Genomic DNA, 19,512 nt, shown 5'->3' with positions numbered 1-19,512 from the left:
GACAGCGGTGGACGAGGACATAGCCTCACATCCTCTCAGGATGAGATCTCGTTTCGCGGCTTTCGCTGCGCTTCATCCGGGTTGCGAAGTCAATTCAGCAGAAACCCGCCATCGACCGTTACCACCGTGCCAGTCATGTAGCGCGAGGCGTTGGAGGCGAGCAGCATGATCGCGCCGTCGAGATCGGATTCGGCACCGACGCGGCGCTGCGGAATCCGCTTTGCCAGCCCCTGCGAGGCGCCGGTGATGAGGATGATTTCTTTACTGACATCGAATAGGTCGGACATCGGCAGGTTCCCGGATTGAAGCGGACGAGTGATAGCGACAATTGTCCCTGATGTAAGCAGGTTTGATCAACCAGGGGACCGCAGGAGATTGGGGCAGGAATCCTTATCCATGAACCTCTTCGACATCGTCGTGACGCTCGGGTTGTTGTTCGCGGTCGTCACCGGCTTCACGACAGGCCTGCTGCGCAGCGCGGTCACCATCCTGGCCTATCTCGTCGCGATGCCGCTCGCAGTCGCGGCAATCGCGATGATCGGGCCCCACATCGCGACGCTGCCGTCGTCACCGTTCCCGCCCAACGGGGTGCTGCTGTTCGGCCTCTTCCTTCTGATCGGCGTCATCCTCGGAAAGATGGCGCGGACGATGCTCGACGACACCATCGGCTCGGAGATCGGGATCGGCGACCGGCTCGGCGGCGCGCTGCTCGGCGCGATCAGGGTCGGCCTTGTCGTGACCACACTGGTGCTGGTGTTCGATCAGCTGGTGCCGCCGGCGAGGCAGCCGCAATTCCTCAATGGATCGCAATTGCGGCCGCTGTTCTCCGCGGCCGGACAGGCCGGATTCCGGTCGCTGCCGCCCGAAGCCACCATGGCGATCGAGCGGCTGCGGCGCGAGCAGCGCATCTAAAGCGTGATGAGATTAGGTTCAGCTGGAACGGCGTCGGAGGGTTACCTCTCCCTTGGGAGAGGTCGATTTGCGCAGCAAATCGGGTGAGGGGTTACGATCTATCGAGAGAACGAGAGCCCTCACCTGGATTGCTTCGCAATCCGACCTCTCCCCGGCGGGGAGAGGTGAACCGAGACCGCGCCAAGCCGATTCAACCAAAACTCATCCTGCTTTGCCCGAGCGCATTCCCCCGCCTGTTCCGACCCGGCATGCACTTATGCATTGCACGTCCCTTACCGGCGCCGCCGGGCTTGGCTAGACTGGCGCCATCGAAGCTTTACAAACCAACCCGACATCACAGGGAGTGAACTCGTGGATCTTGGAATCAAAGGCCGCCGCGCCATCGTCTGCGCATCGAGCAAGGGACTGGGCCGCGCCTGCGCGATCGCGCTCGCCAATGAGGGGGTGCACGTCACGCTGACAGCGCGCGGCGCCGAGGCGCTGAAGCAGACCGCCGACGAGATCCGTAAAGGCCATCCCGACATCACCGTCACCGAGATCGTCGGCGACATCACGACGGCGGCCGGACGCGAAGCCGTGCTCAAGGCTTGCCCCGATCCGGACATCCTGATCAACAATGCCGGCGGCCCACCGCCCGGCGATTTCCGCAACTGGACCCGTGACGACTGGATCAAGGCGATCGACGCCAACATGCTGACGCCGATCGAGCTGATCAAGGCGACCGTCGACGGCATGATGGCGCGCAAGTTCGGCCGCATCGTCAACATCACCTCGGCGGCGGTGAAGGCGCCGATCGAAATCCTCGGCCTGTCGAACGGCGCCCGCGCCGGCCTCACAGGCTTCGTCGCCGGCCTGTCGCGCAAGACCGTGATCAACAATGTCACCATCAACGGCCTGCTGCCGGGCCCGTTCGAGACCGACCGTTTGCGCGGCACTGCGAAGCCCGAGGCCGAAAAGCGCGGTATCTCGACCGAGCAGGTCCTGGCCGAGCGCGCCAAGCTGAACCCCGCCGGCCGCTTCGGCGATCCCGACGAGTTCGGCTACGCCTGCGCCTTCCTGTGCGGCGCCAAGGCCGGCTTCATCACCGGACAGAACCTGCTGCTCGACGGCGGCGCCTTCCCGGGTACGCTCTAGTGCCGCCGATTTGAAGCTCCTGCACTGTATGCGGCGAGGCCGATTGGGAGCTTCAAATCGGTCAAGCGGCACTAGAGATTCACGAGTCTTCTAGCGCCCTCTTGCTTTCCGAAGTTCGCGCAAGAGGTCGCTGGACGAGTTCACGAACTTCGGAAAGGGGCGCTAGATGAGGGCGGTCTGGTACGAACGAACCGGCGCGGCGCCGACGGTGCTCACCGTCGGCGAGATGCCGACGCCTGACGCCGGCCCTGGCGAAGTCCGGGTTCGTCTCGAGGCCTCCGGCGTCAATCCGGCCGATGTCGGCCGCCGCAGCGGCAACTATCGCGCGATGGAATTTCCGCGCGTGATCCCGAACAGCGACGGCGCGGGGATCATCGACCAGATCGGTGAAGGCGTGACGCGCTTTGCCGTTGGCGACCGGGTCTGGCTGTTCAACGGCCAGCGCAACGGCCGCGCCTTCGGCACCGCGGCCGAATACATTACGCTTGCCGATTACCTGGTGACGCCGCTGCCGCAGGACGTGTCGTTCGCAGCCGGCGCGACGCTCGGCATCCCCTGCATGACCGCGTGGTGCGCGCTGTTTGCGGACGGTCCGATTTCCGGGCAAACCGTGCTGGTCACCGGCGGCGCCGGCGCGGTCGGCCACTATGCCGTGCAACTCGCCAAATGGGGCGGCGCGCGCGTGATCGCGACCGTGAGCTCGCAGGTGAAGGACGTGGAAGCGCGGCTTGCCGGCGCCGATACGGTCGTCAACTACCGGACCGAGGACGTTGTCTCCAAGGTAATGACCTTCACCGAGAACCGCGGCGTCGACCGCGTGATCGACGTCGATTTCGGCGGCAACCTCGCGACCACGCTGAAGATCATGGCGCTGAACTCGACGATCGCGGTCTACGCCACCAACGGCAACCGCACGCCTGTGCTGCCGGTGCGCGAATTGATGGAAAAATGCATCACGGTGCGCTCGCTGGTGCTGTTCGCGCTGCCGCCGCCGCTGCTCGCGGCCGCGCAGGCCGACATCACCAACTGGCTGGAGTCGGGCACCCGCGTGCACAACATCGCCGGCCAATTCGCGCTGGCGGAGACCGCCGAGGCCCACCTCGCCGTCGAAAAGGGCGACAAGATCGGCACCGTGATCGTCGACTGCGCGCGGTAACTCGCGTTGCTTAACTTCCCCCTCTCCCCGTTCTTACGGGGAGAGGGTTGGGGTGAGGGGCTGTCACCGCGAAGAAGGTGACGGCAGGGACTATGGAAGCTCCCCCTCACCCGGATCGCATCTGTCGATGCGATCCGACCTCTCCGCGCAAGCGGGGCGAGGTAAGAACAACACACTTCTGCTTCCTACTGGATCGGCGTGATGCGCTCGTCGCTCGGCGGTATGCCGAACTCGTCGAGCCCTTCGGCAAGGAGATCGCCGAGCATCGGCTCACCCAAGAGATAGCTCGCGGTGCGGCCGTTGCGCCCGCGCGCGGCCTCGCGGCGGAGATCGGCCCATTCCTCGATCGTACCGTCGCCGCGGCCGAGCCGCATCAGCGCGACGAGGTCGACCTGCTCGTCCTCGCTCAGCGCATCGATGAAGCCCGTGATCTCGCGCGCCACCGGATCGCTACCGTCGTCCTCTAGCACGTCGATCATCCCATCGTCGGCCCCGTTCGAGCCGGAGTCCGGATCGACGATCCCCTCCTTGACGTCGAATTCCCGCGCCTTCTCGATCAAGAAACCAACTTTTTCAGGGGAGATTGTGAGTTCCGGCATTTGCGTACTCCTTCGTCCGACGAAGCGGTAACGCGGGAGGCGCCGACTCGATCCATTGCGCCGGCGCGCGGAAGCCCGCATGATCCGGCAAGAAACAAGAAACCGAGGGCACGCCGCATGCACTGGACGATCGGCAAGGTCAAAATCACAAAAGTCGTCGAACTCGAGACCGTCGGCAGCACGCGCTTCATCCTGCCGCTGGCCGGCCGGGAAGAGATCCAGAGCTTGCCCTGGCTGATCCCGCATTTCGCCAATGAGGATGGCCGGCTGAAAATGTCGATCCATTCGCTGCTGGTCGAGACGCCGGAGCACCGCATCATCGTCGACACCGGTCTCGGCAACGACAAGCAGGGCCGCAACGTGCCGACCTGGAACAACCGCAGCGATCCGTTCCTGGAGAAGCTGAGCGCGGCGGGATTTGCGCCTGACAGCATCGACACCGTGCTGTGCACGCATCTGCATGTCGACCATGTCGGCTGGAACACGAAACTCTCCGGCGGCAAATGGGTGCCGACCTTCGCCAATGCGCGCTACGTGTTCGGCAAGACCGAATTCGAGCACTGGCGCGACCACAGCGACGATGCCGCGCATGCCGCCGTGTTCGCCGACTCGGTGAAACCGATCGCGGATGCCGGCAAGGCCGAGCTGGTGCCGAGCGATCATCGCCTCACCGAGGAGATCACACTGATCCCGACACCAGGACACAGCCCCGGCCATATGAGCATCCACATCAAGTCCGGCGGCGCGGAAGGACTGCTGACCGGCGACGTCGCCCATCATCCCTGCCAGATGTACCACCTCGACTGGTCGTCGACCGCGGACTCCGACCAGAAGCAATCGGCCGCGACGCGGCGCGAATTGTTCTCGCGCTTTGCCGACACGCCGACGCTGGTGATCGGCGGGCATTTCAACGCCGGCCACATCAAGCGCGACGGCGACGCATTCAGGTTCGTCGCGCTGGGGTGATCGGACCGGACTGACCTTGAATTAAGGCTTGGCTGCAATGCAGCGCGCTCATGGCGGTTGAATTTCCCGGCGCGCTGTTCCATGAAGCGTGTCGAGGTATAGCAGTAACAATCCTCAAGACATCGTAGGGAGTGATCAACATGAAGCTTGTTCGTTATGGCGAAAAGGGTGCGGAAAAGCCCGGCCTGATCGATAAATCCGGCCAGCTCCGCGACCTCTCGGCCCATCTGAAGGACCTGACCGGCGAAGCCTACATGCCGGAATCGCTGAAGAAGCTTTCCGCCCTCGATCCCGCCTCCCTGCCCGCCGTCTCCGGCAAGCCGCGCTTCGGCGCCCCTGTCACCGGCATCTCCAAATTCGTCGCGATCGGCCTGAATTATTCCGACCACGCCAAGGAAACCGGCGCTCAGATCCCGACCGAACCGATCATCTTCATGAAGGCGAATACCTCGCTGTCCGGCCCGAACGATGCCGTCGAGAAGCCGCGCGGATCGACCAAGCTGGACTGGGAAGTCGAGATCGCCGCGATCATCGGCACCCGCGCCAAATACGTCTCGGAAGCCGACGCGCTCAACCACGTCGCCGGCTATTGCGTCTGCAACGACGTCTCCGAGCGCAACTTCCAGACCGAGCGCCTCGGACAGTGGACCAAGGGCAAGTCGCACGACACCTTCGGTCCGGTCGGCCCATGGCTCGCCACCAAGGACGAAATCGCCGACGTGCAGAACCTGTCGATGTGGCTCGACGTCAACGGTCAGCGCCGCCAGACCGGCTCGACCAAGACCATGATCTTCACGATGGCGAAATGCATCTCCTACGTCTCGCAGTTCATGACGCTGCTGCCCGGCGATATCATCACGACGGGCACCCCGCCCGGCGTCGGCCTGGGCATGAAGCCGCCGACCTTCCTCAATGTCGGCGACATCGTGACGCTCGGCATCGAAGGCCTCGGCGAGCAGCGCCAGGAAATCGTCGCGGCGTAATTGCCGGTCCGTCATCCTGAGGAGCCGCGAAGCGGCGTCTCGAAGGATGAGCCCAGCACACCGTCATCTCAGCGGATGGGTGACGAGATAGTATTGGTCGTTGCCCATCCTTCGAGACGCGCGCCGATGGCGCGCTCCTCAGGATGACGGCGGTGTACTCGGAAAGAGGTCATCACCATGAAACTCACCTTCTCTCCCGCCTCCCCGTTCGCCCGCAAGGTGCGCATCGCGGCGATCGAGCTTGGCCTGATCGACAAGATCGAGCTGGTGCCGGCCAGCGTCGCGCCGGGCACGGCCAACGACGAATACTCCAGGATCTCGCCGCTGAAGAAGCTGCCGGTGCTGATCCTCGATCATGGCGACGTCATTCTGGATTCCTACGTCATCGTCGAATATCTCAACGAGATCGGCGGCGGCCGGCTGATCCCGGGCTACGGTCCGCGGCGTTGGAAGCTGAAGACCGATCATTCGCTGCTCAACGGCATGCTCGATTCCATGCTGCTTTGCCGCTACGAGAAGATGGTGCGGCCGCAGGGCTCGCTGTGGCAGGCCTGGTATGACGATCACTGGAACAGGGCCTGGGCCGGCATGGCGCGGTTCGAGAACCGGCCGGACGTTCTCGATGGCGCGTCGTTCGACATCGCGCAGATCGGCCTCGTCTGCGTTCTCGGCTACGCCGATCTCCGCTTCGCCGATTGCGGCTGGCGCAAGGCCTATCCGAAGCTTGACGCCTTCTACCAGAGAATGCTGGAGCGGCCGTCGGTGAAGATCTCGGCGCCGCCGCTGGCGTAGCAAAGCTACGCGGGGGGAGAACGACGATGCGCGAAGTCTCTCCCCGCCTCTAACGTCCCGGCGCGAGCGTTGTGCTCGCGTCGATCATCTTTGGCACAGCTCTGCGGGCCGACAACATAAAAGCTGGACAACAGAGCCAGCCTTGCGGATCGCCGGCCATGCGCGACGTCCAGCCGGACGATTGCCCGCCTCCCTCGTCCCGATCTCGACCTTGTGATGATGACGACGGCAGCCCGGTACGGCCAGCCGAAGCAAGGCCTTGCGGCAATGGATATCCTCGCCAACATCATGATTCCCGTCGTGCGCGACGCGCACTAGCATTTTTTTCGGTTCTCTTCCCGCGAACCGGACTCCACCTCGCTCGCAAACGCCAACGCCAAGGAATCACCATGAGCCTGAAATTTACCGCCGGCGATCTCACCATTCATCGCATCGTCGAGGAGGAAGGGCTGTTTTTGCCCGCGCATGACATGCTGCCCGGACTGACGCCGGAGCTGCTCGCGGAGAACCGCGCCTGGATGAAAGCGGCCGGCGCACTCGATGACAGCGACACGCTGATCCTGGCGTTCCAGTCCTACATCGTGAAGACGCCGCACCACACCATCCTGATCGACAGCTGCATCGGCAACGACAAGCCGCGGCCGGGGCGGCCGAGCTGGAACATGAAGACCGACGACAACTATCTGCGTGGCCTCGCGGCGGCCGGCTTTTCGGTCGGCGACATTGACTATGTGATGTGCACGCATCTGCATGTCGACCATGTCGGCTGGAACACGCGGCTCGAGAACGGCCGCTGGGTGCCGACCTTCCCGAACGCGCGCTACGTATTCGACAAGGGCGAGTTCGACTACTGGACCGAGACCAACGCCAAGGCAGCGGTCCCGCCCTTCGTCGACAGCGTGCTGCCGGTGGTCGAAGCCAAGCGGGCCGACCTCGTCGGCAATGATTTTGCGATCGGCGATCATATGCGCGTGCTGCCGACTCCCGGCCACACGCCGGGCCATGTCGCCTTCACCTTCGGCCGCAGCAAGGATGATGCGGTGTTTGCCGGCGATTTGATGCACTCGCCGATCCAGACGCTCTATCCGGAGTTGTCGCCGAAGTTCGACGTCGACCCGGCACTGGCCGCGAAGACGCGGCGCGGCTTCCTCGAGCGCTATTGCGATACCGATACGCTGTGCTGCCCGGCGCACTTCCCCTCGCCGACGGTCGGCAAGATCAGGCGGAAGGGCAACGGGTTTGTCTGTGAGACGGTGTAGCTGAAGCCGCTTGCTCGCTTCACCCTCCCCTGGAGGGGGAGGGTCGGCTCACAGCGAGGGCAGCGAGATGTGAGACGGGGTGGGGTGTTCTCTCAACGCGGGCAGCGCCCGATACGAGAGACCTTCACCCCACCTCGGTTCGCATTTCATGCGAACCGATCCTCCCCCTCCAGGAGAGGATAAGAAGACCGCGCGCCGCCTCAATCGAACAAGCTCGGCGTGTGGTTCACCACCGCGCCTTCGATCTGCAGCATCTTCAGCTTGGTCACCACGCCGCCATTGGCCGAGAAGCCGCCTGGCTTGTTGCCGGCCGCCAGCACCCGGTGACAGGGCACTACGATCGGGCATGGGTTGCGGCCCAATGCCTGGCCGACGTCGCGCGACAGCTCGACGCCGCCGAGCTGCTTGGCGATATCGCCATAGGTTACGGTCTTGCCCGGCGGAATCTTCCGCGCGATGTCGTAGACGCCGCGGTTAAACTCCGGCACGCCGTCGAGATCGAGCACGATGTCGGCGAGGTCGTTCGGCTTGCCGGCGAGCAGCTCGATCATGCCGTCGATCGCGTATTGCACCTCGGCCGGCGGCGCCGCCTCGGTGACGTCGCCGTTGCGCTGGAAGATCCGCTTGCGGGTCTTTTCCTCGGTGCCCATCGGCAGCTGCACACCGGTGACGCCGTGCTCGCCCCAGACGACCCCGCAGGCGCCGATCATGGTCTCGAAGATTGCAAAATGCTGGCCGGTCATGGCTCGCTCCAGATGTTCCTTCATATCATTTGGGCTCACACATGCGAGCCTGTTGCTGATCTGAAATCTAGGCTTGGAGAATGTTGCTATCCACCCGAATTCCGTGGGAACTTGGGCTAAATCAACAACATCTCCTCCCCTGCGCGAGCCTCCAAATGCACAGCCTCCACGTCAACGGTTTCGACATGCCCTATCTCGATATCGGAGAGGGCCCGCCGCTGGTCTGCGTGCACGGCTCGCTGTGCGATTTCCGGATCTGGTCGGCGGTGCTCGGCCCGCTGACGCGGCGGCATCGCGTGATCGCGGTCAGCCTGCGGCATTTCTTCCCGGCGCATTGGGACGGCGTTGGCGACACCTATTCGATCGCGCAGCATGTCGACGACGTCATCGCCTTCATCGAGAGATTCGACACCAAACCGGTCGACCTGATGGGGCATTCCCGCGGCGGCCATATCTGCTTCCGCGTCGCGCAGCGGCGGCCGGACCTGCTGCGCAAGCTGATCCTGGCCGAGCCCGGCGGCGAGCTCGACGAGAGCCTTGATCCTGACTTCAAGCCGGGCCCCTCGCCGCTGGCAGCGCGCTTCGCGGCGTGTGCCGCTGAGATCGCCAAGGGCGACATCGACGGCGGCTTGCAGATCTTCATGGACGCGCTCGAGGGCCCCGGCGCCTGGAAGCGGATTCCGGCGACCTCCAAGCAGCTGTTGCGCGACAACGCGACCACCCTCATTGGCCAGACCCGGGACCAGCGCCCGCCGTTCTCGAAGGCCGACGCGGAGGCGATCAGGACGCCGACGCTGTTCATCGGCGGCGCCAACACCAAGGGCGTGCTGCCGAAGGTGCTGCACGCGCTTGCCGCCAATGTGAAGGGCGCGCGCACCGAGATGATCCCCGGCACCACGCATCCGATGTTCGAACAGGCGCCGCAGCGTTATTGCGAGATCGTGCTGGAGTTCTTGGCGAGTTGAGGCGGCGGCACACCTCTTCACCTCGCCCCGCTTGCGGGGAGAGGTCGGATCGCATCGGCAGATGCGATCCGGGTGAGGGGGTACAGGTTCATCCACTCGCATCGCCCGCGGAGAGAGCCCCTCACCCCAGCCCTTTCAGAGCGAGCTTCGCTCGTCTCGACCCCGCAAGAGCGGGGAGAGGGAGAACAGGACCCTCACACCTTCCACGCACCGACCGGCTGACGCACGGCGACGTTGAGCCGGTTCCAGACATTGATCGCGGCGATCCCGAGCACCAGCGACGCGAGCTGCTGCTCGTCGAAATGCTTCGCCGCCTCGTCCCACACCGCGTCCGTCACCGGATCCTCGCGGTCGCTGAGGCGGGTTACCGCCTCGGTCAGCGCCAGCGCGGCGCGCTCGGCTTCGGTGAAATATGGCGTGTCGCGCCAGGCGCCGACCGCGAACAGCCGCTCATCGGTCTCGCCGGCGCGCCGTGCGAGCTTCGGGTGCATGTCGACACAGACGCTGCAGCCATTGATCTGGCTGGCGCGCAGATGGACCAGCTCGAGCAGCTTTTCCGGCAAGGCCTGTTTGGTGCTCTCGCTGAGCGCCTGCAGCGCCTTCATGGCCTCGGGAACAACCATCACCGGGTGGTTCATGCGGGCTTTCATCATCTCACTCTCCTGATTTGCCTTTTGACGCCGCCGGGCCGATCTGCTGTCACATCGGCCTGGTTTCGTTCGTCATGGCCATGACGGAGCGGACCAAGGGAATGTGACCGATGGACGAGAAAGAATTTCTGGCCGAACAGTTCGAGGCCAACCGGCCGCGCTTGCGGGCCGTGGCCTATCGCATGCTGGGCTCGACCGCCGAGGTCGACGACGCCGTGCAGGAGGCCTGGCTGCGGCTCGGCCGCACCGACACTGCCGCCGTCGACAATCTCGCGGGATGGCTGACCACGGTGACCGCGCGGATCTGCCTCGACATGCTGCGCTCGCGCAAATCGCGCCGCGAGGAGCCGATGGGTGCGCACGTGCCGGAGCCGATCGCGGACAATCCGTCCGAGCGCGAGACCGAGATGGCTGATTCGGTCGGTGCCGCGCTCCTCGTGGTGCTGGAGACGCTGGCGCCGGCCGAGCGGCTGGCTTTCGTGCTGCACGACATGTTCGCGGTGCCGTTCGAGGAGATCGCGCCGATCGTCGGACGCACGCCGGCCGCCGCGCGGCAGCTGGCGAGCCGCGCGAGACGCCGCGTGCAGGGCGCGCCGCCCGCGCCGGATGCCGATCTCAGCCGGCAGCGCTGCATCGTCGAAGCTTTCCTCGCCGCATCCCGCAATGGCGATTTCGAGGGGCTGCTCGCCGTGCTCGCGCCCGACGTCGTCGTGCGCGCCGATCAGGCCGCGCAGCGGCTCGGCTCGCTGCCGGTGATCCGAGGCGCCGCGGCTGTCGCCGAAAGCTTCAAGGGACGCGCGCAGGCGGCGAAGCCAGCGCTGGTCGACGGCGAGATCGGCATTGCCGTCGTCCTTGGCGGCGCGCTACGCGTCGTGCTGCGGGTCACGATTTCAGGCGACCGGATTGCCGCGATCGATGCCACCGCCGAGCCCGCGCAGATCGAAACCTTCGATGTCGAAGTCCTCGATCCGAGTTGACCGCAGCTGGAGACGAGCAGGCTGCGATGCTAGTCTCTCCCTGCGCTGCTCAGGGAGGACAAATCATGAAACTATCCATCAAATTGCTCGCGTCGGCCGGCCTGCTTTCGCTCGCCTTCGCCTCGTCCCCCGCCTTTGCTGCCGCGGATGAAAAGCTGCGCGCGGCCGCCGAGCAGGCTCAGCCGGCCGTGATCAAGAGCCTGCACGACATGGTGCTGATCGAATCGGGCTCCGGCGATGTCGAGGGCCTGAAGAAGATGGCCGACTATACCGAAGCGCGGCTGAAGGCGCTCGGCGCCAAGACCGAGCGGCGCAAGACCACGAAGGGCGCCGGCGCCGACATGGTGATCGGCACCTTCGAAGGCACCGGCAGCAGGAAGCTGATGCTGATCGCACATATGGACACTGTCTATGAGCACGGCATCCTCGACACCCAGCCCTACAAGGTCGACGGCAACAGGATCTACGGACCCGGCATTGCCGACGACAAGGGCGGCATCGCCGTCATCCTGCATTCGCTCAAGATCCTGAACGATGCGGGCTGGCGCGACTACGCCAAGCTCACGGTGTCGTTCAATCCGGACGAAGAGGTCGGCTCGATCGGCTCCGGCGAGATCATCGCCGAGCTCGCCGACCAGCACGATGTGGTGCTGTCCTGCGAGCCGACGGTGGCGCCGCCGGTGGCCAAGAACGAAAGCCTGCTGCTCGGCGCCAGCGGCACCGCGACCGGCACAATGGACGTGAAGGGCAAGGCCTCGCATGCCGGCGCCGCGCCGCAGCTCGGCCGCAACGCGCTGCTCGAGCTCGCGCATCAATTGCTGCAGACCCAGGACGTCGCGAAATCCATCCCGGGCACGCAGCTGAACTGGACCACCGCGAAGGCCGGCACCGTGCGCAACCAGATCCCGGATCACGCGAGCGCCGGCGCCGACATTCGCCTCACCATTCCGGACGGCGTGCAGAAGCTGCAGGCCGCGCTCGACGAGAAGGTGAAGGACAAGTTGATCCCTGACACTGAGGTAACCGTGAAGGTCACCGCGGGCCGCCCGCCCTTTGTCGCGAACGATCGTGGCCGCGCGCTCGCCAAGCAGGGACAGGCGATCTACGCCGAACTCGGCCGCACGCTGGATATCGCTGACATGACCGGCGGCGCGACCGACGCCGGCTACGCCGCGCGCAGCGGCAAGGCCACCGTGGTCGAAAGCTTCGGCCTCGCCGGCTGGGGCTATCACGCCCGCGACGAATACATCGACACCAACTCGATTGTGCCGCGGCTCTATCTGATGACGCGGATCCTGATGGAGCTTGGGAAGGCGAAGTAGCGGGGGCGGCATCCGATAGCCGCCTAAATCTTCTTGATTTCAAGCACTTAGTATTTCCGCATGCTCGCGCCTTGACCGCTCCTGCACCCCGCAGTAGTCTTTCATTTTCGAACACGGAATTCCGTATTCCAATTTGGACGGTCGGCATATGATCCCATTAGACCCGCTTCCGAACCTGATCGACCAGGTCTACGGGCGCTTGCTCGAAGCGATCATCGACCGCACGCTGCTGCCCGGACAGCGCATCACCCAGAACGAACTTGCCGATCGGCTCGGCGTCTCGCGCCAGCCGATCTCGCACGCGCTGCACCTGTTGCATCGCCAGGGCCTTGTCGCGGAGAGCGGCAAGCGCGGCTTCGAGGTGACGCAGCTCGATCCGCAGCGCATCCGCGAGCTCTATGAAGTGCGCGGTGCCATCGATGCGCTGGCGGCGCGGCTTGCCGCAGCGCGTGTGAAAGAGGATTCCGCGGCACGCGCGCAGCTCGAGGCCGCGCTGGAAGCCGGGCGCGCGATCGACGACAACGCGCCGCTGGCGCGCCTGATCGCGCTCGACGTCGACTTCCACAGCGCGATCTATCGGCTGGCCGGCAATACCGCGATCGAGGAAATGATCGCGCCGCAATGGCCGCATATGCGCCGCTCGATGGCGACCGTGCTCGCCGAGCTCGATTACCGCGGCAGCGCCTGGACCGAGCACGAGACGATCGCCGCGCACATTTTCTCCGGCAACGCCGCCGCCGCTGAGGCCGCCGCGTTGGCCCATGCGCAGACGGCGGGGCGGATGACCGAAGAGAAGCTGAGGGCGATCGACGTGGCGGCGTGAGCAGGACCGTCACTGCGCCAAGAACGAAAACCAATAATCAAAGGAGGAAAGCACCATGAAACTGACGCCGGAGCAGGTCGAATTTTTCCATCGCGAAGGCTGGCTGTTCCTGCCCGAGCTGTTCAGCCAGGAAGAGGTCGATTTCCTCGCACGCGAGGCGGTCTCGATCTATGACGCCAACCGCCCCGAGGTGTGGCGCGAGAAGAGCGGCGCGCCGCGCACGGCCTTCGCCGCGCATCTCTACAACGAGGCGTTCGGCATCCTCGGCGCGCACCCGCGCATGATCGACCCCATCGAGCAGCTGTTCGGTGAGAAGGTCTACATGCATCAGTTCAAGATCAACGCGAAGGCCGCCTTCACCGGCGACGTCTGGCAGTGGCACCAGGATTACGGCACCTGGAAGCGTGACGACGGCATGCCGGAGCCGCGCGCGATGAACATCGCGATCTTCCTCGACGAGGTGATGCCGATCAACGGCCCGCTGATGCTGGTGCCGCAGAGCCAGACCGCCGGCGACCTGAAAGCGTCGCACGATCTCGAAACCACGTCCTACCCGCTGTGGACGCTGGACGAAGAGACGGTGACCCGCCTCGTGAAGCAGGGCGGCATCGTTGCCCCGACCGGCAAGCCCGGCGGCATGCTGATGTTCCACGGCAATCTGGTGCACGGCTCGAGCGGCAACATCACGCCCTACCCGCGCAAGATCGTCTATTTGACGCTGAACGCGGTCTCGAACTACATCCGCACCCCGACGCGGCCCGACTACATCGCGCACCGCGACTTCACGCCGATCCGGACGGTTGCCGACGACGCGCTGCTGCGGCTCGCCCGTGCGCCGCGGCAGGCGGCGGAGTAGACTCAAAAGCTGTCATTCCGGGGCGACGCGCAAGCGTCGAGCCCGGAATCCATACTCCCGATCGTGGTTATGGATTCTCAGATGTGCAATTGCACATCATGGCTCGTGACTTTGTCGCGCCCCGGAATGACGATTCCTGATATCTACCGTCGTTCTAGATCACTCCCTTCGATCGCATCGTGGCAAAAGCATAATGAACCTGCATCATCTCCTCAAAATCCGCGCCGCCGCTGGCAAGCCGGTTCGCGTCGTCCTGATCGGCGCCGGAAAATTCGGCTCGATGTTCCTGTCGCAGGTGCCGCACACGCCGGGGCTCGAGGTGCCGGTGATCGTCGATCTCGACCGCGACCGCGCGCGCGAGGCGTGCCGCACCGTCGGCTGGGACGACGCGCGGATCGGCGCCACGACCTTTACCGACGACGGTGCGCGCGCGATCGCAGGCGGCGCGTTCGACGTCGTGGTGGAAGCCACCGGCAATCCCGCGGTCGGCATCCGCCATGCCCGCGCGGCGATCGCCGCCGGCAAGCATGTCGTGATGGTCAATGTCGAGGCCGATGTGCTGGCCGGCCCGCTGCTCGCCGAGGAGGCGCGCAAGGCCGGCGTGGTCTATTCGCTCGCCTATGGCGACCAGCCAGCGCTGACGGCGGAGATGGTCGATTGGGCGCGCGCGACGGGATTCCGCGTCGTCGCCGCCGGCAAGGGCACGAAATATTTGCCGGCCTATCACGACGTGACGCCGGAAGGCGTGTGGCAGCATTACGGGCTCACCGCCGGAGAGGCGCAATCCGCCGGCATGAACCCGCAGATGTTCAACTCCTTCCTCGACGGCACCAAGTCCGCGATCGAGATGGCAGCGATCGCCAATGCCTGCACGCTCGACGTGCCCTCGGAGGGCTTGCTGTTTCCGCCCTGCGGCGTCGACGACCTGCCGCATGTGATGCGGCCGCGCGACAGAGGCGGCGTGCTGGAGAAATCCGGCATTGTCGAGGTGGTATCGTCGCTGGAACGCGACGGCCGTCCGGTGTTTCGTGATCTGCGCTGGGGTGTCTATGTGGTGCTGGAGGCGCCGAACGATTATGCCGCCGATTGCTTCAAGCAGTACGGCCTCAAGACCGATGCGTCCGGCCGCTATGCGGCGATGTACAAGCCGTATCATCTGATCGGGCTCGAGCTGAATATTTCCGTGCTCTCGGCGGCGCTGCGCAACGAGCCGACCGGGCAGCCCCGCGGCTTCCGCGGCGACGTCGCGGCGGTGGCGAAGCGCAATCTGCGCGCCGGCGAGATGCTCGACGGCGAAGGCGGCTACACGGTGTGGGGCAGGCTGATGCCCGCCTCGGCCAGCCTCGCCGCCGGCGCATTGCCGATCGGGCTCGCGCATCGGGTCAAGCTGAAGAACGACATCGCCCATGGCGCGGTCGTGCGCTGGAGCGACGTCGAGGTCGACGAGAGCAACGACACCATCAAGACGCGCAAGGCGATGGAGAAGGCGTTTTCGCGCTGAAGCTCAAACGATGATGGGACCTGCTTCCGGGTGATGGGGCAAGCGGCATGGTGCTCACCGGATGGAGGCCCCCCACTCCAACCCTCTCCCCGTAAGAACGGGGAGAGGGAGAAGAAGAAGAGCGCCCGCTCCAACAACTACGGCAGCAGCCGGCGCGCTTTCGCCAGCTTGAACCATTTGCGAAACATCGCTTCGGTATCCATCATCTCGGTGAAGCCGGCCTGGTTGATCTTCACGGTCGAAACGATCGAGGGCGGACCGGATTCAGTCTGCCCGTAGCGCATGCTGTAATCGGCATATTGGAAGGACAGGCCGACAAACTCTTCGAGGCGAGGTGCGATCAAATCGTGCTTCCGGCGCAGCTCGTCCCACAGCGCGATCCAGTTCGGATACTCCTGCGCCAGCGACAGCGGCACATGCCGGCCCGGCGCCATCTCGAGCGCATCGGCGACTGCCGGCCAGATGTTCTCCCAGGTGAACACGTCGCCATTGGTGACGTTGAAGGCTTCATTGCGTGCGGCCTCGGCGTCGCCCGACCAGGCGAGCGCGCGCGCCAAGAGATCGACGTCCACCGCCTGCGCGACCCGCGGCGCGCCGCCGGGATAATCCAGCGGCCTGCCCTGCGCGCGCAGCACCGCCGCATAGACGCCGAGCGGTGGGATCAGGTCCATCGCACCGCCCATGGCTTCGCCGATGATCAGCACCGGACGCAGGATGCTCCAGTGCCAGCGCTTGCCCCGCTGCAACCCTCGCAGGAAGTTCTCCTGCGCCCAATAGAAATTCGGCTGCTCGTACATTTCCGAGCGGCCCTCGCGCGCCGGCACCGTGAGCGGCCGGACATGCACGCCGTAGGCCTTGGTGCCCTGCAGCAGCGCGACGTGCGCAAGATCAGGCGCGACGGGTTCGAGCACGCCCATCAGGTTGCGCAGCATGCGGTCATTGGTTTCGATCTGCCCGGCATCGCGCCAGCCATCGACCAGGCTCGGCGCTTCGTAGAGCGCGGCATAGATCAGGTGCGTTGCGCCGGCGAGCTCGGCCCCGGCGCGGCGGCAATCCTCGGCGCTGGTGAGGTCGATTCGCACATGCCGCGCGCCGTAGAGATCGCGCGGCTTGCGGCGCGACAGCGCAATGCGCTCGCAATCCCCGGATGCGCCGAAGTGTCGCAAGGCGGCGTTGCCCACGAGGCCGGTCGCGCCGGCGACCACGACTTTCTTGTTGGCCATGTCCTTGAACTCCCATCAACTCACTGCCCTGCGTAGCAGATCGCAGCAGGGCCGACAGGTATCAGATGAGACCAACAGCGCCGATTTTCCTTCGCAGCAACGAAGGCGGGCGCTTGATTTCCTCCGGCAAACGATCATCCTGACCAGTGGAACCGAAAGCTCGGATTCCACACACAAGAGCCCGTCGAGGGCTACCGGACACATCACCACAGCGACGTCGATCGATCGGCGAAGAAAGACGGCACCAAGATCGTTCCCCTTGTCGAGGCATCGGCACACAGGAGGAATACGCATGAAGCGTCGTGATTTCTTGAGGGCAGGCGGCGTCGGGCTGGCTGCGACGGCGGTGGCTGCGCCCGCGGTCGCGCAATCGATGCCGGAGGTCAGGTGGCGGCTCGCGGCAAGCTGGCCGAAGGCGCTCGATACGCTCTATGGCGGCTGTGAATTCTTCTGCAAGCGCGTCGCCGAAATCACCGACAACCATTTCCAGATCCAGTCTTTCGCCGCCGGCGAGATCGTGCCCGGCCTGCAGGTGCTGGACGCCGTCTCCAACGGCACGGTCGAGATGGGCAACACCGCGCTGTATTATTACTGGGGCAAGAATCCCGCGTTCACCTTCGGCACCTCGCTGCCATTCGGCCTCAACACGCGCCAGCATATTTCCTGGCTGCAATGGGGCGGCGGCAGCGAGCTGATCAACAACCTGCTTGGGGAATACAACTGCGTCGGCATTCCGACCGGCTCAACCGGCGCCCAGATGGGCGGCTGGTTCCGGAAGGAGATCAAGTCGATGGCGGATCTGCAGGGGCTGAAATTCCGCGTCGGCGGCTTCGCCGGCACCATCATCGCCAAGGTCGGCGGCGTGCCGCAGCAGATCGCCGGCGGCGACATCTATCCGGCACTGGAGAAAGGCACCATCGACGCCGCCGAATGGGTCGGGCCGTATGACGACGAGAAGCTCGGCTTCGTCAAGGTCGCGAAATTCTACTACTACCCCGGCTGGTGGGAAGGCACCGGCCAGGGCCACAATGTGATGAACAAGGACAAGTGGAACGCGCTGCCGAAGCATTATCAGGCCGCGATCCAGGCCGCCTCCGAAGACACCTTCACCTGGGTCACCGGAAAATACGATGCGGTGAATCCGCCGGCGCTGAAGCGCCTGATCGTGGCCGGCGCGCAGCTGCGGCCGTTCCCCCAGGAAGTGCTGGAGGCCTGCTACAACGCAGCCAACGAGATCTATGCCGATCTCGCCAAGAGCAATCCGCATTTCGGCAAGATGCATGCGAGCCTCGCCGCCTATCGCAACGAATCGCTGGCCTGGATGCAGGTTGCCGAACTGTCGTTCGACAGCTTCATGATGCGGATGCGCACGCGCACCTGAGCCGGCACGAGATCAGGCACAAAAAAGCCCCGGAGAAATTCTCCGGGGCTTCGTTCTTGATTCGGATCTGATCTGATTCGGATGACGAATCAGTTGTCGTCGCTGCCGCCGAATTCTTCCATCAGCTTGTCGTAGCTCTTGGTCACGAGATCGATGTTGCCCTTGTTCTCGACCGCGGGCGGCGGCGACTTCAGGGCTTCGTTGAGATCGGCAAGCGCGTCCTTCTTGTCCTTGGCCGACATCTTCTTGTCGGCCTGGACCTGGGCGATCTGCGCCTTCACCACCGCCTCGGGACCGACATACTTCTTGGTCTGCGGATCGAAGCCGCCGAGCACCAGCGAGATGTTGTCGACGACGTTGTTGTAGTCGTCATAGCTGGCGAAGCCGTGCTTCTTGGCGATGCCCTCGAGCTGGGCAACGATCTTCGGATCCGGCTTGGCATCCTGGGACAGTTTCGCGGTGATCGGGTCCATTTCCTTGGCCGCCGCGACCGCGCCATCGATCTGCTTGTCGGTCAACGCGATCTGCTTGATCGGAGGAGCCTGGTCCTGTGTCGGAGCTGCGGCCTGCGCGGCAGGCGCGGGCTGCTTTGCGGCCGGCGCCATCTGCTGCTGCTTGGCCTGCGCGAATGCGCCGCTGTTCGACACCGCGGTCACGGCGATCGCGAGACATGCGACGCTCAACGCAGCAGTTACGGGACGGACGATCTCACGCATGGAAGTCTCCTCATTGGGGCGGGGTTGCCGAGCTTCTTGGGTGCAAGAGGTACGGAAATCGAAATGAACGGCCTATGAACTTTGGTCGTAGAGCATGATGAGCAATCGTGGCCGAATGATCACAAAGTGTTCAAGGAGTGTTGATCGCGGCGATCGTACCCGAGCGGCGATTGAACACGAATCGTGCGCGGATGCAGCGGCCAAATCGCGACGGCCGAAGCGTGTAAGCCTATCCGGCGGAAACATTGTCCGGCGTGCAATTCGATCGTTGTGCCACGCTGCTCGGCTCACAGATATTGCGGGCCAATACGAGGACAGAGACATGACCTGTTATCGGGGATCCTGCCACTGCGGCGCGGTGACGTTCCGGATCGACGCGGACACGGCGAGCTGACGACGTGCGATTGCTCGCTTTGCCGACGCAAGAACGCGGTCATGGCCAGGGTTCATGAGAGCGAGCTCACGATCCTCAGCGGCGAAGATCTGTTGTCGGCTTACGTCTGGAACACGGATCGCGCGAAGCACTTCTTCTGCTCGCGCTGCGGCGTCTACAC

At 64.6% G+C, this 19,512-nt stretch carries 20 protein-coding genes and 1 pseudogene (1 of these 21 running past the window's edge); 15 read left to right on the top strand and 6 right to left on the bottom strand.

Annotation, left to right across the window (positions count from 1 at the left end):
* Positions 1-89: 89 nt before the first annotated feature.
* Positions 90-230, bottom strand: a pseudogene (locus ACVW1C_RS24430) (SDR family oxidoreductase); the annotation flags it as partial.
* Between the two features lie 166 nt (positions 231-396).
* Here ACVW1C_RS24430 and ACVW1C_RS24425 point away from each other — a divergent pair.
* From ACVW1C_RS24425 to ACVW1C_RS24415, 3 genes are all read left to right on the top strand, one after another.
* A complete protein-coding gene (locus tag ACVW1C_RS24425) occupies positions 397-912 on the top strand; it encodes a CvpA family protein (protein WP_456760583.1) in 516 nt (171 codons plus the stop codon).
* 351 nt (positions 913-1,263) lie between these two features.
* On the top strand, positions 1,264-2,046 hold the full coding sequence (locus tag ACVW1C_RS24420) for an SDR family oxidoreductase (RefSeq protein ID WP_456760582.1): 783 nt from the start codon (positions 1,264-1,266) through the stop codon (positions 2,044-2,046).
* A 166-nt stretch (positions 2,047-2,212) separates the two neighbouring features.
* Complete coding sequence (locus ACVW1C_RS24415; RefSeq protein ID WP_456760581.1) at positions 2,213-3,202, top strand: NADPH:quinone reductase; 990 nt, start codon at positions 2,213-2,215, stop codon at positions 3,200-3,202.
* 185 nt (positions 3,203-3,387) lie between these two features.
* Here ACVW1C_RS24415 and ACVW1C_RS24410 read toward each other — a convergent pair whose 3' ends face one another.
* Positions 3,388-3,801 carry a DUF3775 domain-containing protein gene (locus ACVW1C_RS24410; RefSeq protein ID WP_456760580.1) on the bottom strand — a complete coding sequence of 138 codons (414 nt, stop codon included), beginning with the start codon at positions 3,799-3,801 and terminating at the stop codon, positions 3,388-3,390.
* Between the two features lie 117 nt (positions 3,802-3,918).
* Here ACVW1C_RS24410 and ACVW1C_RS24405 point away from each other — a divergent pair, with 117 nt between their 5' ends.
* The 4 genes from ACVW1C_RS24405 to ACVW1C_RS24390 all read left to right on the top strand — a co-directional run bounded on the left by ACVW1C_RS24405 (position 3,919) and on the right by ACVW1C_RS24390 (position 7,801).
* A complete protein-coding gene (locus tag ACVW1C_RS24405) occupies positions 3,919-4,767 on the top strand; it encodes an MBL fold metallo-hydrolase (RefSeq protein ID WP_456760579.1) in 849 nt (282 codons plus the stop codon).
* A 140-nt stretch (positions 4,768-4,907) separates the two neighbouring features.
* Complete coding sequence (locus tag ACVW1C_RS24400) at positions 4,908-5,750, top strand: fumarylacetoacetate hydrolase family protein (protein ID WP_456760578.1); 843 nt, start codon at positions 4,908-4,910, stop codon at positions 5,748-5,750.
* A gap of 177 nt (positions 5,751-5,927) precedes the next feature.
* Positions 5,928-6,542 carry a glutathione S-transferase family protein gene (locus ACVW1C_RS24395; RefSeq protein WP_456760577.1) on the top strand — a complete coding sequence of 205 codons (615 nt, stop codon included), beginning with the start codon at positions 5,928-5,930 and terminating at the stop codon, positions 6,540-6,542.
* 389 nt (positions 6,543-6,931) lie between these two features.
* Positions 6,932-7,801 (top strand): MBL fold metallo-hydrolase, encoded by an 870-nt coding sequence (locus ACVW1C_RS24390; protein WP_456760576.1) that lies wholly within the window; start codon positions 6,932-6,934, stop codon positions 7,799-7,801.
* A gap of 200 nt (positions 7,802-8,001) precedes the next feature.
* On the opposite strand, the gene ACVW1C_RS24385 is transcribed toward ACVW1C_RS24390, so the two are convergent.
* The gene (locus ACVW1C_RS24385; protein ID WP_456760575.1) at positions 8,002-8,544 is read right to left on the bottom strand and encodes a methylated-DNA--[protein]-cysteine S-methyltransferase; all 543 of its coding nucleotides are present in this window, start codon (positions 8,542-8,544) and stop codon (positions 8,002-8,004) included.
* A 155-nt stretch (positions 8,545-8,699) separates the two neighbouring features.
* On the opposite strand from ACVW1C_RS24385, the gene ACVW1C_RS24380 reads away from it, so the two are divergent.
* Complete coding sequence (locus tag ACVW1C_RS24380; protein ID WP_456760574.1) at positions 8,700-9,509, top strand: alpha/beta fold hydrolase; 810 nt, start codon at positions 8,700-8,702, stop codon at positions 9,507-9,509.
* Between the two features lie 194 nt (positions 9,510-9,703).
* Here ACVW1C_RS24380 and ACVW1C_RS24375 read toward each other — a convergent pair whose 3' ends face one another.
* Positions 9,704-10,159 (bottom strand): carboxymuconolactone decarboxylase family protein, encoded by a 456-nt coding sequence (locus ACVW1C_RS24375; protein ID WP_456763159.1) that lies wholly within the window; start codon positions 10,157-10,159, stop codon positions 9,704-9,706.
* A gap of 110 nt (positions 10,160-10,269) precedes the next feature.
* On the opposite strand from ACVW1C_RS24375, the gene ACVW1C_RS24370 reads away from it, so the two are divergent.
* The 5 genes from ACVW1C_RS24370 (at position 10,270) to ACVW1C_RS24350 (ending at position 15,638) form a co-directional block, all read left to right on the top strand.
* Positions 10,270-11,136: a sigma-70 family RNA polymerase sigma factor gene (locus ACVW1C_RS24370; protein WP_456760573.1), complete on the top strand. Its 867-nt coding sequence runs from the start codon at positions 10,270-10,272 to the stop codon at positions 11,134-11,136.
* Between the two features lie 65 nt (positions 11,137-11,201).
* On the top strand, positions 11,202-12,458 hold the full coding sequence (locus tag ACVW1C_RS24365) for a M20/M25/M40 family metallo-hydrolase (protein ID WP_456760572.1): 1,257 nt from the start codon (positions 11,202-11,204) through the stop codon (positions 12,456-12,458).
* 148 nt (positions 12,459-12,606) lie between these two features.
* Complete coding sequence (locus ACVW1C_RS24360) at positions 12,607-13,281, top strand: GntR family transcriptional regulator (RefSeq protein WP_456760571.1); 675 nt, start codon at positions 12,607-12,609, stop codon at positions 13,279-13,281.
* Between the two features lie 55 nt (positions 13,282-13,336).
* Positions 13,337-14,137, top strand: a complete 801-nt coding sequence (locus ACVW1C_RS24355; RefSeq protein WP_456760570.1) for a phytanoyl-CoA dioxygenase family protein — start codon at positions 13,337-13,339, stop codon at positions 14,135-14,137.
* A gap of 193 nt (positions 14,138-14,330) precedes the next feature.
* Positions 14,331-15,638: an NAD(P)H-dependent oxidoreductase gene (locus ACVW1C_RS24350; RefSeq protein ID WP_456760569.1), complete on the top strand. Its 1,308-nt coding sequence runs from the start codon at positions 14,331-14,333 to the stop codon at positions 15,636-15,638.
* 137 nt (positions 15,639-15,775) lie between these two features.
* Here the strand turns inward: ACVW1C_RS24350 and ACVW1C_RS24345 are convergent, their stop codons facing one another.
* Entirely contained in the window at positions 15,776-16,861 is a 1,086-nt protein-coding gene (locus tag ACVW1C_RS24345) for an NAD-dependent epimerase/dehydratase family protein (RefSeq protein WP_456760568.1), read from the bottom strand.
* Positions 16,862-17,153: 292 nt separating this feature from the next.
* Between ACVW1C_RS24345 and ACVW1C_RS24340 the strand changes: the two genes are divergently transcribed.
* The gene (locus tag ACVW1C_RS24340) at positions 17,154-18,242 is read left to right on the top strand and encodes a TRAP transporter substrate-binding protein (RefSeq protein WP_456760567.1); all 1,089 of its coding nucleotides are present in this window, start codon (positions 17,154-17,156) and stop codon (positions 18,240-18,242) included.
* A gap of 89 nt (positions 18,243-18,331) precedes the next feature.
* Here the strand turns inward: ACVW1C_RS24340 and ACVW1C_RS24335 are convergent, their stop codons facing one another.
* Positions 18,332-18,958, bottom strand: coding sequence for a hypothetical protein (locus ACVW1C_RS24335; RefSeq protein ID WP_456760566.1), 627 nt, complete (start codon positions 18,956-18,958; stop codon positions 18,332-18,334).
* Positions 18,959-19,393: 435 nt separating this feature from the next.
* Here ACVW1C_RS24335 and ACVW1C_RS24330 point away from each other — a divergent pair, with 435 nt between their 5' ends.
* Positions 19,394-19,512, top strand: the 5' end (the start) of a protein-coding gene (locus tag ACVW1C_RS24330) for a GFA family protein (RefSeq protein ID WP_456760565.1). It continues 160 nt past the right edge of the window; 119 of the gene's 279 nt are visible here — the first part of the coding sequence; it begins with the start codon at positions 19,394-19,396; its stop codon lies off the right edge, out of view.

This window comes from Bradyrhizobium sp. USDA 4011, from assembly GCF_054063415.1.
Note: the sequence above shows the minus strand (reverse complement) of the source record. Positions and strands in the feature narration are given on the sequence as shown.

Coding starts and splice junctions, on each gene's coding strand:
- ACVW1C_RS24425 (WP_456760583.1), top strand. CDS start 397: ATGAACCTCTTCGACATCGTCGTGACGCTCGGGTTGTTGTTCGCGGTC.
- ACVW1C_RS24415 (WP_456760581.1), top strand. CDS start 2,213: ATGAGGGCGGTCTGGTACGAACGAACCGGCGCGGCGCCGACGGTGCTC.
- ACVW1C_RS24410 (WP_456760580.1), bottom strand. CDS start 3,801: ATGCCGGAACTCACAATCTCCCCTGAAAAAGTTGGTTTCTTGATCGAG.
- ACVW1C_RS24405 (WP_456760579.1), top strand. CDS start 3,919: ATGCACTGGACGATCGGCAAGGTCAAAATCACAAAAGTCGTCGAACTC.
- ACVW1C_RS24400 (WP_456760578.1), top strand. CDS start 4,908: ATGAAGCTTGTTCGTTATGGCGAAAAGGGTGCGGAAAAGCCCGGCCTG.
- ACVW1C_RS24395 (WP_456760577.1), top strand. CDS start 5,928: ATGAAACTCACCTTCTCTCCCGCCTCCCCGTTCGCCCGCAAGGTGCGC.
- ACVW1C_RS24390 (WP_456760576.1), top strand. CDS start 6,932: ATGAGCCTGAAATTTACCGCCGGCGATCTCACCATTCATCGCATCGTC.
- ACVW1C_RS24385 (WP_456760575.1), bottom strand. CDS start 8,544: ATGACCGGCCAGCATTTTGCAATCTTCGAGACCATGATCGGCGCCTGC.
- ACVW1C_RS24380 (WP_456760574.1), top strand. CDS start 8,700: ATGCACAGCCTCCACGTCAACGGTTTCGACATGCCCTATCTCGATATC.
- ACVW1C_RS24375 (WP_456763159.1), bottom strand. CDS start 10,159: ATGAAAGCCCGCATGAACCACCCGGTGATGGTTGTTCCCGAGGCCATG.
- ACVW1C_RS24370 (WP_456760573.1), top strand. CDS start 10,270: ATGGACGAGAAAGAATTTCTGGCCGAACAGTTCGAGGCCAACCGGCCG.
- ACVW1C_RS24365 (WP_456760572.1), top strand. CDS start 11,202: ATGAAACTATCCATCAAATTGCTCGCGTCGGCCGGCCTGCTTTCGCTC.
- ACVW1C_RS24360 (WP_456760571.1), top strand. CDS start 12,607: ATGATCCCATTAGACCCGCTTCCGAACCTGATCGACCAGGTCTACGGG.
- ACVW1C_RS24355 (WP_456760570.1), top strand. CDS start 13,337: ATGAAACTGACGCCGGAGCAGGTCGAATTTTTCCATCGCGAAGGCTGG.
- ACVW1C_RS24350 (WP_456760569.1), top strand. CDS start 14,331: ATGAACCTGCATCATCTCCTCAAAATCCGCGCCGCCGCTGGCAAGCCG.
- ACVW1C_RS24345 (WP_456760568.1), bottom strand. CDS start 16,861: ATGGCCAACAAGAAAGTCGTGGTCGCCGGCGCGACCGGCCTCGTGGGC.
- ACVW1C_RS24340 (WP_456760567.1), top strand. CDS start 17,154: ATGAAGCGTCGTGATTTCTTGAGGGCAGGCGGCGTCGGGCTGGCTGCG.
- ACVW1C_RS24335 (WP_456760566.1), bottom strand. CDS start 18,958: ATGCGTGAGATCGTCCGTCCCGTAACTGCTGCGTTGAGCGTCGCATGT.